The organism is Escherichia sp. MOD1-EC7011 (genome assembly GCF_002965005.1).
GTDB lineage: Bacteria > Pseudomonadota > Gammaproteobacteria > Enterobacterales > Enterobacteriaceae > Escherichia > Escherichia ruysiae.
In genome coordinates, this window is sequence record NZ_PTRD01000022.1 from 75,382 (window position 1) to 87,956 (window position 12,575).

The window sequence follows — 12,575 nt, forward strand, 5'->3', positions numbered from 1 at the left end:
ATAAGGATCATCTCTGGTTCAGATCCGCTATTGCCAATATCGGTCATGAATTTCTTCATAAAGACATCGGGTTTCGCACACCAGTTTACTGTCAGGAGCTGGCGTCACCATCAACGCTATTCAGGACAAGTCATACAAAAGAAAAAGGCCAGCCTCACTTGAGACTGGCCTTTCTGACAGATGCTTGCTTATTCGCGGAACAGCGCCTCGATATTCAGCCCCTGAGTCTGCAAAATCTCACGCAGACGGCGCAGGCCTTCAACCTGAATCTGGCGAACACGTTCACGAGTGAGGCCAATTTCACGACCTACATCTTCCAGTGTTGCCGCTTCGTACCCCAGCAAACCGAATCGACGTGCCAGCACTTCACGCTGTTTGGCGTTCAGCTCGAACAGCCATTTGACGATGCTTTGTTTCATATCGTCATCTTGCGTGGTGTCTTCCGGACCGTTCTCTTTTTCATCGGCCAGAATGTCCAGCAACGCTTTTTCGGAATCACCGCCCAGAGGGGTGTCTACCGAGGTAATGCGCTCGTTAAGACGAAGCATACGGCTGACGTCATCAACTGGCTTATCCAGTTGCTCTGCGATCTCTTCCGCACTCGGTTCGTGGTCCAGTTTATGGGACAACTCACGTGCGGTTCGCAGGTAAACGTTCAGCTCCTTTACGATGTGAATCGGCAAACGAATAGTACGGGTTTGGTTCATAATCGCCCGTTCGATCGTCTGGCGAATCCACCAGGTTGCGTATGTTGAGAAGCGGAAACCACGTTCCGGGTCAAACTTCTCAACCGCGCGGATAAGCCCCAGGTTGCCCTCTTCGATAAGATCCAGCAAAGCCAGACCACGATTGCCATAACGGCGGGCAATTTTTACCACCAGACGTAAGTTACTCTCAATCATCCGGCGGCGGGAGGCAACATCTCCACGCAGTGCGCGACGCGCAAAATAAACTTCTTCTTCGGCCGTTAACAGTGGCGAATAACCAATCTCACCAAGGTAAAGCTGAGTCGCGTCCAACACACGCTGTGTGGCACCCTGCGATAACAGTTCCTCTTCGGCCAAATCGTTATCACTGGGTTCCTCTTCTACTAAGGCCTTTTCGTCAAAAACCTCAACTCCGTTCTCATCAAATTCCGCATCTTCATTTAAATCATGAACTTTCAGCGTATTCTGACTCATAAGGTGGCTCCTACCCGTGATCCCTTGACGGAACGCTCAAGCAACAGCCTGGTTCCGCCGAATTATCGCTGCGGTAAATAACGCAGCGGGTTTACGGATTTCCCCTTGTAACGAATTTCAAAATGCAAGCGTGTTGAACTGGTTCCGGTGCTACCCATGGTTGCTATTTTTTGCCCCACCTTCACTTCTTGTTGTTCCCGGACCAGCATTGTGTCGTTATGGGCGTAGGCACTCAGGTAATCATCATTATGTTTGATGATAATCAGATTACCGTAACCGCGCAGCGCATTACCGGCATAAACAACGCGGCCATCTGCGGTCGCGGTAATTGCCTGTCCTTTGCTACCGGCGATATCAATCCCCTTATTGCCCCCCTCAGAAGCGCCAAAGGTTTCAATCACTTTGCCCTCAGTTGGCCAGCGCCAGGTGGAGATAGGCGTGCTGGTTGATGTACTGCTGACAGTCGGCTCGGTTGTGCTTGCTGTTGGCACCGTTACAGGCGCTGTGACCGTGGTCGCAGTTGGCTTGTTGTTCGGCAACATTTTGTTAGCACTCTGTTCACCCGAAGACTCAGAATACGTAATTGTCGGTTGCGACGCAACAGCAACGGTGGAATTTTGTGCAGGCTTGATCACAACTCCTTGCTCTGCTGCATCCGCCTGGGTAATGGCATTTCCGCCAGTAATCGGCGTACCGGAGGCGTTGCCAACCTGCAAGGTCTGACCGACGTTCAACGCGTATGGTGCCTGAATATTATTGCGCTGAGCGAGGTCACGGAAATCGTTGCCGGTGATCCAGGCGATATAGAAAAGTGTGTCGCCTTTTTTCACGGTATAGGTACTGCCGCTATAACTGCCTTTCGGAATATTCCCGTACTGACGGTTGTAGACGATACGCCCATTTTCCATTTGCACCGGTTGCTGAGCGACAGGCTGTACCGGTTGGATTTGTGGTTGTTGCGTAGACTGAATTTGTGGCTGCTGTACCGGCTGAATTTGCGGTTGCTGCGCTGTAGATGTCGTTCCCATTTTCGGCGGTGGCGTAATCAACATACCTGAATTGGTATTTGCAGGCGCATTACCATTAACGGAACTGACCGGTGCCGGTGGATTCGATGTGTCAGAACAGCCAGCCAGCCATAGCGAAACCAGTGACAAAGCCGCAATACGGCGAACGGTGAATTTTGGGCTTCCCGCGCTCATTTATCCCCCAGGAAAAATTGATTAATAACCAGTGACATAATTACCGTGCAAGGCACCCTACTGAACACTGGAAAAGATGTTCACGATACGCTGACTTGCTGCAAAATAACCAGGAAAATTCCAGGTATTTCCTCGCAATTCAAGCCAGCTCCCCCTTCACTAAGGGGACAAAGCGCACGGCCTCTACGGTATCGATAATAAATTCGCCCCCACGACGACGCACCCGTTTCAAATACTGGTGCTCTTCCCCGACCGGCAAGACGAGAATCCCGCCTTCATCCAGTTGCGTCATTAGCGCAGTAGGAATTTCGGGCGGTGCCGCCGTTACAATGATAGCGTCAAACGGCGCACGTGCTTGCCAACCTTGCCATCCATCGCCGTGACGGGTTGAAACATTATGTAAATCAAGATTTTTCAGGCGACGACGCGCCTGCCACTGCAAGCCTTTAATCCGTTCGACCGAACATACATGCTGGACAAGATGCGCCAGGATTGCCGTTTGATATCCCGAACCAGTGCCGATTTCCAGCACCCGCGACTGCGGCGTCAGTTCAAGTAATTCGGTCATTCGCGCCACCATATATGGCTGCGAAATTGTCTGCCCCTGACCTATCGGCAACGCGATATTATCCCAGGCCTTTTGTTCAAACGCTTCATCAATGAATTTTTCACGCGGCACGGCGGCGAGTGCATTCAGCACCTGCTCATCCTGAATACCTTGCGCACGTAATTGATCCAGAAGTGCTTGTACGCGTCTGCTTACCATTGCGTGCCAACTCCCACGCTGTTTAACCAGTCTGAAACCACATCTTGCGCGCTATGCGCAGTTAAATCCACATGCAGCGGCGTGATGGAGACATAGCCCTCATCTACCGCAGCAAAATCGGTCCCCGGACCGGCATCACATTTACCGCCCGGTGGGCCAATCCAGTACAGCGTATTGCCGCGCGGATCTTGCTGCGGGATCACCTGATCTGCCGGATGTCGTGTACCGCAGCGAGTGACACGGATACCTTTAATCTGCTCCAGTGGTAAATCCGGTACGTTAATATTGAGAATACGCCCGGTACGCAGCGGCTCTTTACACAGTGCGCGCAAAATGGAACACGTTACCGCCGCAGCAGTGTCATAATGTTTATGTCCATCAAGCGAGACAGCCAGCGCCGGAAAACCTAAATGACGGCCTTCCATCGCGGCGGCTACCGTACCGGAATAGATAACATCATCCCCCAGATTGGGGCCGGCGTTAATGCCCGAAACCACAATATCCGGACGTGGACGCATTAGTGCGTTCACGCCAAGATAGACGCAGTCGGTCGGGGTTCCCATTTGCACAGCGATATCACCATTTTCAAAGGTAAACGTTCGCAGGGAGGATTCCAGCGTCAGGGAATTTGAAGCGCCGCTGCGGTTACGATCGGGGGCAACCACCTGAACATCAGCAAACTCACGCAAGGCTTTCGCCAGCGTTTGTATACCGGGTGCATGTACCCCGTCATCATTACTCAGCAATATGCGCATAATCACCTGTTGTGTTGATAAGTTCCCTGACAACGCTGGTCGCAAAACTTCCCGCCGGAAGCCAGAAACGGATTTCTACGGTGACGTCATCCCACCAGTTCCAGCTTAATTGTTGTGGATATAACAGCATCGCTCTGCGCGCGGCTTCAACTTTTTCGCGCAGCAGCAAAGCTTGTAATTCAGTTTCGTCGGCTATCGCCGCTTGTTCGAATGCCAGAGCCTCACGTTGGGTTCCCCACTCGCCGCTACCGGGCAAAGCTGCGGTAATCATCAGCTCTTTATCGTTGACGCGACGCTGTAATTCCGCCAGTTCTTCGTGAGTTGCAACAAACCAACTGCCGCGCCCGGCTAATTGTAGCGCATCGCCGTCAACAACTTGATTAACTTCTGCTTTTTTGAGGCGCTCAGCAACAATCTGATTAAACAACGCACTACGTGCTGCCGACAACCAAAAACTGCGTTTATTGCGATCGCGTACCGGAGTATTGGTTTGCGCCCAGCGCAGCGCGCCCTGCAAGTTACTACCGCCAATACCGAAACGCTGCGCGCCAAAGTAGTTCGGTACACCTTTTACGCAAATATCGATCAGACGTTGTTCAACGTCATCGCGATTGCTCACTTCGCGTAGTACCAGGGTAAAGGCGTTGCCTTTCAGTGCCCCTAAACGCAGTTTACGCTTGTGGCGCGCATACTCCAGCACCTGACAACCTTCCAGTTGAAACGCGCTCAGATCGGGCATCTCTTTGCCAGGAACGCGAGCGCATAACCACTGTTCCGTCACTGCATGTTTGTCTTTCTGCCCGGCGAAGCTGACTTCACGCGCATGAATTTTCAGGAATTTCGCCAACGCGTCAGCCACAAAACGGGTATTGCAGCCGTTTTTAAGAATGCGCACCAGAATATGCTCACCTTCACCATCAGGCTCAAAGCCTAAATCTTCCACCACCACAAAATCTTCCGGGTTGGCTTTCAGCAGCCCGGTGCCTTGCGGTTTACCGTGGAGGTAAGTGAGATTATCAAACTCAATCATTTTGTTGCCTTAATGAGTAGCGCCACCGCTTCACAGGCAATCCCTTCCCCACGGCCGGTAAATCCGAGTTTTTCCGTAGTAGTGGCTTTCACGTTAACATCATCCATATGGCAGCCGAGATCTTCGGCAATAAACACGCGCATTTGTGGGATGTGCGGCAGCATTTTCGGTGCCTGAGCGATGATAGTGACATCGACGTTGCCGAGGGTATACCCCTTCGCCTGAATGCGTCGCCAGGCTTCACGCAGTAGCTCGCGGCTGTCTGCTCCTTTAAATGCCGGATCGGTATCCGGAAACAGTTTGCCGATATCCCCCAGCGCCGCTGCACCAAGCAATGCATCGGTCAACGCATGGAGCGCCACGTCGCCATCAGAATGCGCCAGCAGCCCTTTTTCGTAAGGGATGCGCACACCACCAATGATAATTGGGCCTTCGCCGCCAAAGGCGTGTACGTCAAATCCGTGTCCAATTCGCATTATGTATTCTCCTGATGGATGGTTCGGGTGAGGTAAAATTCGGCAAGCGCCAAATCTTCCGGGCGCGTGACTTTAATGTTATCCGCACGGCCTTCGACCAGCTGCGGATGAAAACCGCAGTATTCCAGCGCCGAGGCTTCATCGGTAATGGTAGCGCCTTCATTTAATGCACGCGTCAGGCAGTCATATAACAGCTCACGAGGGAAAAATTGCGGCGTCAACGCGTGCCATAGGCCGTTGCGATCAACAGTATGAGCAATGGCATTTTTGCCCGGTTCGGCACGTTTCATGGTATCACGCACCGGCGCAGCGAGAATGCCCCCCGTGCGGCTGGTTTCGCTCAACGCCAACAGACGCGCAAGGTCATCCTGATGCAGACAAGGGCGAGCGGCGTCATGCACCAATACCCACTGCGTGTCGCCAGTGGCTTTCAGACCTGCCAGCACGGAATTAGCACGCTCTTCACCACCGTCAACAACGGTGATCTGCGGATGATTTGCCAGAGGAAGTTGTGCAAAACGACTATCGCCAGGGCTTATAGCAATGACGACACGTGTCACCCGGGGATGCGCCAGCAGCGCATGCACCGAGTGTTCAAGAATGGTTTGATTACCGATTGAGAGATATTGCTTAGGACATTCCGTTTGCATTCGGCGGCCAAATCCGGCCGCCGGAACCACGGCGCAAACATCCAAATGAGTGGTTGCCATGTTAATTCCTGGGCTGATTTATCGATTGTTTTGCCCCGCAGACTGTGCGCGTTTCGACGCGTCAGGCACCAGACGATAGAAAGTTTCGCCCGGCCTGGTCATGCTGAGTTCATTACGCGCTCGTTCTTCGAGCGCCTCCTGACCGCCATTGAGATCGTCAATTTCGGCAAAAAGCTGATCGTTTCGCGCTTTAAGTTTCGCGTTTGTAGCTTGCTGTGCCGCCACATCATTATTGACGCGGGTATAGTCATGTATACCGTTCTTACCGAACCACAGCGAATACTGTAGCCAGACCAGAATAGCCAGCAACAGCAGCGTTAGTTTACCCATCCTGCCCCCTGAAAAACGGCATCTTCATCCCATACATCCGAAGACGACTCTACATCCTCTGTTGGGGATACCGCGACAACGCGGGCAAATGTACCACATTTGTCCATTGTTACGTATACCCAGGGCGTGCGGAACATAATCTCATTATTGGTTACGGTTTGAATTATGAACAGAGTAGACGGGAAAGAACAAATTAGCCCAACAACCACATAAACAGTGCACCAAACATAATACCTACAGTCACCAGGGTAAAAACAATACTGTAGCGTAGCTTTCCGTCCATCAATGAATGCAGCGCAATACCCACCACCACCGCGACGGGCATCAGCGCCAGAAAGAAAGGCCAGGTATAGATAAAAAAGAACAGCGTGTTAGAGCCATAAATCAACATCGGTATCGCCAGCGCACACAGCCAGGAGACAAAACCGACCACGGCGCCTGGCAGCGACCATGTGGTTTCTTCATCCTCAGTAAGGCTTTCGCTATTTGTTAGTGTAATGTTATGGCTATTACGCATATCTGATCCTGTTACTTTGACGAACCGGGCATGGAAACCCGGTGGTGTCTCAGGATCTGATAATATCGTTCTGTCTCAGTAGATCTAATAATTGCTGAACCAAATTTGTTACTAATTGTTCACCATTGAGATGAATTTCTGCCGATTCAGGCGCTTCGTAAACCGAATCAATTCCGGTAAAGTTGCGCAGTTCACCGGCACGCGCTTTCTTATATAAGCCTTTTGGATCGCGAGCTTCGCAAATCGCCAGCGGCGTATCGACAAACACTTCGATAAATCGCCCTTCTCCTACACGTTCACGAACCATCTGGCGTTCGGCGCGGTGTGGTGAAATAAACGCAGTCAGCACCACCAGTCCGGCTTCAACCATTAAATTCGCCACTTCACCGACGCGGCGGATATTTTCTTTACGATCGGCATCGCTAAAACCGAGATCGCTGCATAAACCGTGGCGAACGTTGTCGCCGTCCAGCAAATACGTACTGACACCAAGTTTATGTAACGCCTCCTCCAGCGCCCCCGCGACCGTTGATTTACCGGAACCAGAGAGACCGGTGAACCACAGCACAACACCACGATGACCGTGGTGTTGCTCGCGTTGTTGCACAGTGACCGGATGGCTATGCCAGACGACGTTTTCGTCATGCAGCGCCATTATTTATCTCCCAGCAAATCGCGCGCGCCCCAGTGAGGGAAATGGCGGCGCACTAACGCATTCAGTTCCAGCTCGAACGCGCTAAATTCCGACGGCGCAACGGCGGCCTCGTTTTTCGGCTCATGCACCATACCGGCACCAACAGTCACGTTGCTCAGGCGATCGATAAAAATCAGCCCACCGGTAACAGGGTTTTGCTGATAGCGATCTAACACCAACGGCTCGTCAAAGGTGAGATCAACCTGACCAATGCCATTGAGCGGTAAATTTTCAACTTCATGTTGGTTAAGGTTATTAATATCAACCTGATAGCGAATGCCATCAACACGAGCACGCGTCTTCTTACCGGCAATTTTGATGTCGTAACTCTGCCCTGGGGAAAGCGGCTGTTCCGCCATCCATACCACATCCACCAACGCGCTCTGCACTGCCGGTAATGCTTCGTCTGCCGCCAGCAGCAGATCGCCACGGCTGATGTCGATCTCATCCGTCAGCACCAGAGTGATCGCCTCTCCGGCAAAGGCTTCTTCGCGATCGCCATCAAAAGTGACGATCCGCGCAATGTTTGACTCCACTCCCGAAGGCAACACTTTGACTCGTTGCCCGACTTCCACACGACCGGATGCCAGCGTTCCGGCGTAGCCACGAAAATCAAGATTCGGGCGGTTAACGTACTGCACCGGGAAGCGCATTGGCTGGACATCCACCACTCGCTGGATCTCTACGGTTTCGAGCATTTCGAGCAATGTCGAACCGCTGTACCACGGCATACTTTCACTTTGCGAAGCCACGTTATCGCCTTCCAGCGCGGAGAGTGGCACAAAGCGGATATCCAGATTGCCCGGTAATTGTTCCGCAAAAGTCAGGTAGTCTTCACGAATGCGGGTGAACGTCTCTTCGCTGTAATCCACCAGATCCATTTTGTTGATCGCCACGACCAGATGTTTGATCCCCAACAGCGTGGAGATAAAACTGTGGCGACGGGTTTGATCGAGCACGCCTTTTCGGGCGTCGATCAGCAAGATCGCCAGCTCACATGTCGATGCGCCGGTCGCCATATTGCGGGTGTACTGCTCGTGCCCTGGGGTGTCGGCGATAATAAATTTACGCTTCTCGGTGGAGAAATAGCGATATGCCACATCGATAGTGATGCCCTGTTCGCGCTCGGCTTGCAGACCATCCACCAGCAATGCCAGATCCAGTTTTTCGCCCTGAGTGCCGTGACGTTTACTGTCGTTATGCAGTGATGAGAGCTGATCTTCGTAGATTTGGCGGGTATCGTGCAGCAAACGACCAATCAGGGTACTTTTGCCGTCATCAACGCTGCCACAGGTCAGAAAACGCAGCAGGCTTTTATGTTGTTGCGCGATCATCCAGGCTTCGACGCCGCCTTCATTGGCGATTTGTTGTGCAAGTGCGGTGTTCATCTTAAAAATACCCCTGACGTTTTTTCAGCTCCATAGATCCTGCCTGGTCGCGGTCAATCACGCGGCCCTGACGTTCACTGGTGGTGGAAACCAGCATTTCTTCGATGATCTCCGGCAGTGTTTGCGCATTTGACTCCACCGCACCGGTCAGCGGCCAGCAGCCCAGCGTGCGGAAACGCACCATCCGTTTTTTAATCACTTCGCCGGGTTGCAGGTCGATACGGTTGTCATCAATCATCATCAACATACCGTCACGTTCCAGAACCGGACGCTCAGCAGCGAGATACAGCGGAACAATGTCGATATTTTCCAGCCAGATGTATTGCCAGATATCCTGCTCAGTCCAGTTAGAGAGCGGAAAGACGCGGATACTTTCGCCTTTGTTAATTTGTCCGTTGTAGTTATGCCACAGCTCCGGACGCTGATTTTTCGGATCCCAGCGATGAAAGCGGTCACGGAAAGAGTAGATACGCTCTTTAGCACGGGATTTTTCTTCGTCACGGCGTGCACCACCAAAGGCGGCATCAAAACCGTATTTGTTCAGCGCCTGTTTCAGGCCTTCAGTTTTCATGATGTCGGTATGTTTGGCGCTGCCGTGCACGAATGGATTAATCCCCATCGCCACGCCTTCTGGATTTTTATGTACCAACAGTTCGCAGCCATAGGCTTTAGCTGTGCGATCGCGGAACTCATACATCTCGCGGAATTTCCAGCCAGTATCAACATGCAGCAATGGGAAAGGCAGCGTACCTGGATAAAACGCCTTGCGCGCCAGATGCAGCATGACGCTGGAATCTTTACCGATAGAGTAGAGCATCACCGGATTTGAAAATTCTGCCGCCACCTCGCGAATAATGTGGATACTTTCCGCCTCCAGTTGCCGCAGGTGAGTAAGTCGTTTTTGATCCATAACCGTTCCTTTGCAATACCGCTATTTTCTTGCCATCAGATGTTTCGACTATAGGGAGCGTAAGAGAACGAATGAAATTACCAATTAGAATGAGTAGTTCCTTAACGGAATAACGATTTGGCAAAGCTAATATCAAAAAGTGCTTAAGGCTCCGGATTTCGGGCATTTAGGAAGATTTGAAATTGTTTTAGCGCAGCGGCAGTTTCATACTATGGCGGTAAAAAAATTTGCATGGTATTTAAGGACTCACTATGTTTTCCGCATTGCGCCACCGTACCGCTGCCCTGGCGCTCGGCGTATGCTTTATTCTCCCCGTACACGCCTCGTCACCTAAACCTGGCGATTTTGCTAATACCCAGGCACGACATATTGCCACTTTCTTTCCGGGACGCATGACCGGAACCCCCGCAGAAATGTTATCTGCCGATTATATTCAGCAACAGTTTCAGCAAATGGGTTATCGCAGTGATATTCGGACATTTAATAGCCGATATATTTATACCGCCCGCGATAATCGCAAAAACTGGCATAACGTGACGGGAAGTACGGTAATTGCCGCTCATGAAGGCAAAGCGCCGCAGCAGATCATTATTATGGCGCATCTGGATACCTACGCCCCGCAGAGCGATGCTGACGCCGATGCCAATCTCGGCGGGCTGACGTTACAAGGAATGGATGATAACGCCGCAGGTTTAGGTGTCATGCTGGCACTGGCAGAGCACCTGAAAAATACGCCTACCGAGTATGGTATTCGATTTGTGGCGACCAGTGGCGAAGAGGAAGGGAAATTAGGCGCTGAGAATTTACTCAAGCGGATGAGTGACACCGAAAAGAAAAATACGCTGCTGGTGATTAATCTCGATAACTTAATTGTTGGCGATAAATTGTATTTCAACAGCGGTGTAAAAACCCCTGAAGCAGTAAGGAAATTAACGCGCGACAGGGCACTGGCAATTGCGCGTAGTCACGGAATTGCCGCAACGACCAATCCGGGTTTGAATAAAAATTATCCGAAAGGCACTGGGTGTTGTAATGACGCCGAGGTTTTCGACAAAGCCGGTATTGCCGTACTTTCGGTAGAAGCAACAAACTGGAATCTGGGAAATAAAGATGGTTATCAGCAACGCGCAAAAACAGCCGCATTCCCTGAGGGAACTAGCTGGCATGATGTAAGACTGGATAATCAACAGCATATTGATAAGGCACTTCCTGGAAGAATAGAACGCCGCTGCCGTGATGTAATGCGGATAATGCTACCGCTAGTGAAAGAGCTGGCGAAGGCGTCTTGATGGGTTTTAATTGATTATTCCCGTGCCTGCAGGAAATCAACGCCACCTGAAACAGTGTAAAAAAAGGGTGCAGGAGACCAAACCATCACAATTCAATACGCGGGGTTTTACCCCCGCGTGATGGCTACTTCTTCGATTCGTAAGCGAGAACTGCCTTAAACTCCATACCACGTTCTCTGATACTCAACTCACACAACGAGTCGCCTACCATCAGCGTGAATCCCAATACTGTAAAACACAGCACTATGATTGCCACAAGGGCATATTTTGTCAGCATGTCTTGCCTCCCTGCAAAGAAGACACTAACATCCGAATTGCTTAGGTTCGAACGCTGGCCTCAGGTTGATAGAAATATCGCCTGGGGCTTTTGTCCATCTGGAACCTCGCGAATGCTTAACGCCAGACAGCCTCAAGCACCCGACACCATTCTATACCTGTTGATTCTCCCTGCGACGTTCACGTTTAAATGCCGGAATGCTGCTCGCAAAATAAAAACGCCCCCATCATTTCTGACAGAGGCGTTTAATTTATCCGGCAATATTTACCCTTCGTGTAACCCACATTCCCTTTTTAAGCCAAAGAAACGCGTTTCTTCTTCCGCCATGCCGGGTTCCCATTTACGGGTTGTATGAGTATCACCGACCGATAAATATCCTTCATCCCACAATGGGTGATATTTAAGACCGTGTTTTTGCAGGTACTGATAAATAGTTCGGTTATCCCAGTCGATAATCGGCAGGACTTTAAATACACCACGCTGGATAGCCAGCACTGGCAAATTAGCGCGACTGCCGGATTGTTCGCGGCGCAGGCCAGCAAACCAGGTTTGCGCGTTAAGTTCTTTCAGCGCCCGGTTCATGGGTTCGACTTTATTGATGTCATTGTACTTTTCAATGCCTTCAACGCCCTGCTCCCACAGTTTTCCGTAGCGTGCTTCCTGCCAGGCGGCGCTTTCGGTAGCTCGGTACACTTTCAGGTTGAGCTTGAGTTTGTCCGTTAACTCGTCAATAAAGCGGTAGGTTTCCGGGAACAAATAACCGGTATCGGTGAGGATCACTGGAATATCCGGGTGAATCTGATTCACCAGATGCAGGCTCACCGCCGCCTGAATGCCAAAGCTGGAAGAAAGTACATATTCACCGGGCAGATTATCCAGCGCCCAGGCAACGCGGCCTTCAGCGTCCAGTTTTTCCAGGTGAGCGTTAGTTTCTGCCAGTGCCAGAATGCTGTCTACCTTCGGCAGGTCATTCAGGGCGTTTAGATCGAGTCTGGACATAGATTCCTCACTGTTTGCCTTGCCTGATGCGACGCTCACGCGTCTTATCAG

General features: G+C 51.3%; 15 protein-coding genes. 1 reads left to right on the top strand and 14 read right to left on the bottom strand.

Features of this window, described 5'->3' with window-relative positions; all coding sequences use genetic code 11:
* Positions 1-188 precede the first annotated feature (188 nt).
* The 12 genes from rpoS to cysD form a co-directional block, all read right to left on the bottom strand.
* The gene (rpoS, locus tag A7098_RS10905; RefSeq protein WP_000081550.1) at positions 189-1,181 is read right to left on the bottom strand and encodes an RNA polymerase sigma factor RpoS; all 993 of its coding nucleotides are present in this window, start codon (positions 1,179-1,181) and stop codon (positions 189-191) included.
* Positions 1,182-1,243: 62 nt separating this feature from the next.
* Complete coding sequence (gene nlpD, locus A7098_RS10910) at positions 1,244-2,338, bottom strand: murein hydrolase activator NlpD (protein ID WP_309245650.1); 1,095 nt, start codon at positions 2,336-2,338, stop codon at positions 1,244-1,246.
* Positions 2,339-2,522: 184 nt separating this feature from the next.
* On the bottom strand, positions 2,523-3,149 hold the full coding sequence (pcm, locus tag A7098_RS10915; RefSeq protein ID WP_000254703.1) for a protein-L-isoaspartate O-methyltransferase: 627 nt from the start codon (positions 3,147-3,149) through the stop codon (positions 2,523-2,525).
* On the bottom strand, positions 3,143-3,904 hold the full coding sequence (gene surE / locus A7098_RS10920; RefSeq protein ID WP_032226071.1) for a 5'/3'-nucleotidase SurE: 762 nt from the start codon (positions 3,902-3,904) through the stop codon (positions 3,143-3,145). The genes pcm and surE overlap by 7 nt, the downstream gene beginning before the upstream one ends.
* Positions 3,885-4,934 carry a tRNA pseudouridine(13) synthase TruD gene (gene truD / locus A7098_RS10925; protein ID WP_000568937.1) on the bottom strand — a complete coding sequence of 350 codons (1,050 nt, stop codon included), beginning with the start codon at positions 4,932-4,934 and terminating at the stop codon, positions 3,885-3,887. Before truD ends, surE begins: the two co-directional genes overlap by 20 nt.
* The gene (ispF, locus tag A7098_RS10930; protein ID WP_001219242.1) at positions 4,931-5,410 is read right to left on the bottom strand and encodes a 2-C-methyl-D-erythritol 2,4-cyclodiphosphate synthase; all 480 of its coding nucleotides are present in this window, start codon (positions 5,408-5,410) and stop codon (positions 4,931-4,933) included. The genes truD and ispF overlap by 4 nt, the downstream gene beginning before the upstream one ends.
* Positions 5,410-6,120, bottom strand: a complete 711-nt coding sequence (gene ispD, locus A7098_RS10935) for a 2-C-methyl-D-erythritol 4-phosphate cytidylyltransferase (protein ID WP_105280789.1) — start codon at positions 6,118-6,120, stop codon at positions 5,410-5,412. The genes ispF and ispD overlap by 1 nt, the downstream gene beginning before the upstream one ends.
* An 18-nt stretch (positions 6,121-6,138) precedes the next feature.
* On the bottom strand, positions 6,139-6,450 hold the full coding sequence (ftsB, locus tag A7098_RS10940) for a cell division protein FtsB (protein WP_000517479.1): 312 nt from the start codon (positions 6,448-6,450) through the stop codon (positions 6,139-6,141).
* 193 nt (positions 6,451-6,643) lie between these two features.
* Positions 6,644-6,967, bottom strand: a complete 324-nt coding sequence (locus A7098_RS10945) for a DUF3561 family protein (protein ID WP_001246115.1) — start codon at positions 6,965-6,967, stop codon at positions 6,644-6,646.
* A 49-nt stretch (positions 6,968-7,016) separates the two neighbouring features.
* Complete coding sequence (cysC, locus tag A7098_RS10950; RefSeq protein ID WP_001173681.1) at positions 7,017-7,622, bottom strand: adenylyl-sulfate kinase; 606 nt, start codon at positions 7,620-7,622, stop codon at positions 7,017-7,019.
* Positions 7,622-9,049 (bottom strand): sulfate adenylyltransferase subunit CysN, encoded by a 1,428-nt coding sequence (gene cysN, locus A7098_RS10955; RefSeq protein WP_105280790.1) that lies wholly within the window; start codon positions 9,047-9,049, stop codon positions 7,622-7,624. Before cysN ends, cysC begins: the two co-directional genes overlap by 1 nt.
* Before the next feature lies 1 nt (position 9,050).
* Positions 9,051-9,959 carry a sulfate adenylyltransferase subunit CysD gene (cysD, locus tag A7098_RS10960; RefSeq protein ID WP_000372392.1) on the bottom strand — a complete coding sequence of 303 codons (909 nt, stop codon included), beginning with the start codon at positions 9,957-9,959 and terminating at the stop codon, positions 9,051-9,053.
* A gap of 251 nt (positions 9,960-10,210) precedes the next feature.
* On the opposite strand from cysD, the gene iap reads away from it, so the two are divergent.
* Positions 10,211-11,248, top strand: coding sequence for an alkaline phosphatase isozyme conversion aminopeptidase (iap, locus tag A7098_RS10965; RefSeq protein WP_105280791.1), 1,038 nt, complete (start codon positions 10,211-10,213; stop codon positions 11,246-11,248).
* A 124-nt stretch (positions 11,249-11,372) separates the two neighbouring features.
* Here the strand turns inward: iap and A7098_RS10970 are convergent, their stop codons facing one another.
* Positions 11,373-11,525 carry a Hok/Gef family protein gene (locus A7098_RS10970; protein WP_000956460.1) on the bottom strand — a complete coding sequence of 51 codons (153 nt, stop codon included), beginning with the start codon at positions 11,523-11,525 and terminating at the stop codon, positions 11,373-11,375.
* Positions 11,526-11,789: 264 nt separating this feature from the next.
* Complete coding sequence (gene cysH / locus A7098_RS10980; protein ID WP_105280793.1) at positions 11,790-12,524, bottom strand: phosphoadenosine phosphosulfate reductase; 735 nt, start codon at positions 12,522-12,524, stop codon at positions 11,790-11,792.
* Between the last annotated feature and the right edge of the window lie 51 nt (positions 12,525-12,575).

What these genes read in the sequence shown, in the direction of transcription:
- rpoS (WP_000081550.1), bottom strand. Translation starts at nt 1,181, where the DNA reads ATGAGTCAGAATACGCTGAAAGTTCATGATTTAAATGAAGATGCGGAA.
- pcm (WP_000254703.1), bottom strand. Translation starts at nt 3,149, where the DNA reads ATGGTAAGCAGACGCGTACAAGCACTTCTGGATCAATTACGTGCGCAA.
- surE (WP_032226071.1), bottom strand. Translation starts at nt 3,904, where the DNA reads ATGCGCATATTGCTGAGTAATGATGACGGGGTACATGCACCCGGTATA.
- truD (WP_000568937.1), bottom strand. Translation starts at nt 4,934, where the DNA reads ATGATTGAGTTTGATAATCTCACTTACCTCCACGGTAAACCGCAAGGC.
- ispF (WP_001219242.1), bottom strand. Translation starts at nt 5,410, where the DNA reads ATGCGAATTGGACACGGATTTGACGTACACGCCTTTGGCGGCGAAGGC.
- ispD (WP_105280789.1), bottom strand. Translation starts at nt 6,120, where the DNA reads ATGGCAACCACTCATTTGGATGTTTGCGCCGTGGTTCCGGCGGCCGGA.
- ftsB (WP_000517479.1), bottom strand. Translation starts at nt 6,450, where the DNA reads ATGGGTAAACTAACGCTGCTGTTGCTGGCTATTCTGGTCTGGCTACAG.
- A7098_RS10945 (WP_001246115.1), bottom strand. Translation starts at nt 6,967, where the DNA reads ATGCGTAATAGCCATAACATTACACTAACAAATAGCGAAAGCCTTACT.
- cysC (WP_001173681.1), bottom strand. Translation starts at nt 7,622, where the DNA reads ATGGCGCTGCATGACGAAAACGTCGTCTGGCATAGCCATCCGGTCACT.
- cysN (WP_105280790.1), bottom strand. Translation starts at nt 9,049, where the DNA reads ATGAACACCGCACTTGCACAACAAATCGCCAATGAAGGCGGCGTCGAA.
- cysD (WP_000372392.1), bottom strand. Translation starts at nt 9,959, where the DNA reads ATGGATCAAAAACGACTTACTCACCTGCGGCAACTGGAGGCGGAAAGT.
- iap (WP_105280791.1), top strand. Translation starts at nt 10,211, where the DNA reads ATGTTTTCCGCATTGCGCCACCGTACCGCTGCCCTGGCGCTCGGCGTA.
- A7098_RS10970 (WP_000956460.1), bottom strand. Translation starts at nt 11,525, where the DNA reads ATGCTGACAAAATATGCCCTTGTGGCAATCATAGTGCTGTGTTTTACA.
- cysH (WP_105280793.1), bottom strand. Translation starts at nt 12,524, where the DNA reads ATGTCCAGACTCGATCTAAACGCCCTGAATGACCTGCCGAAGGTAGAC.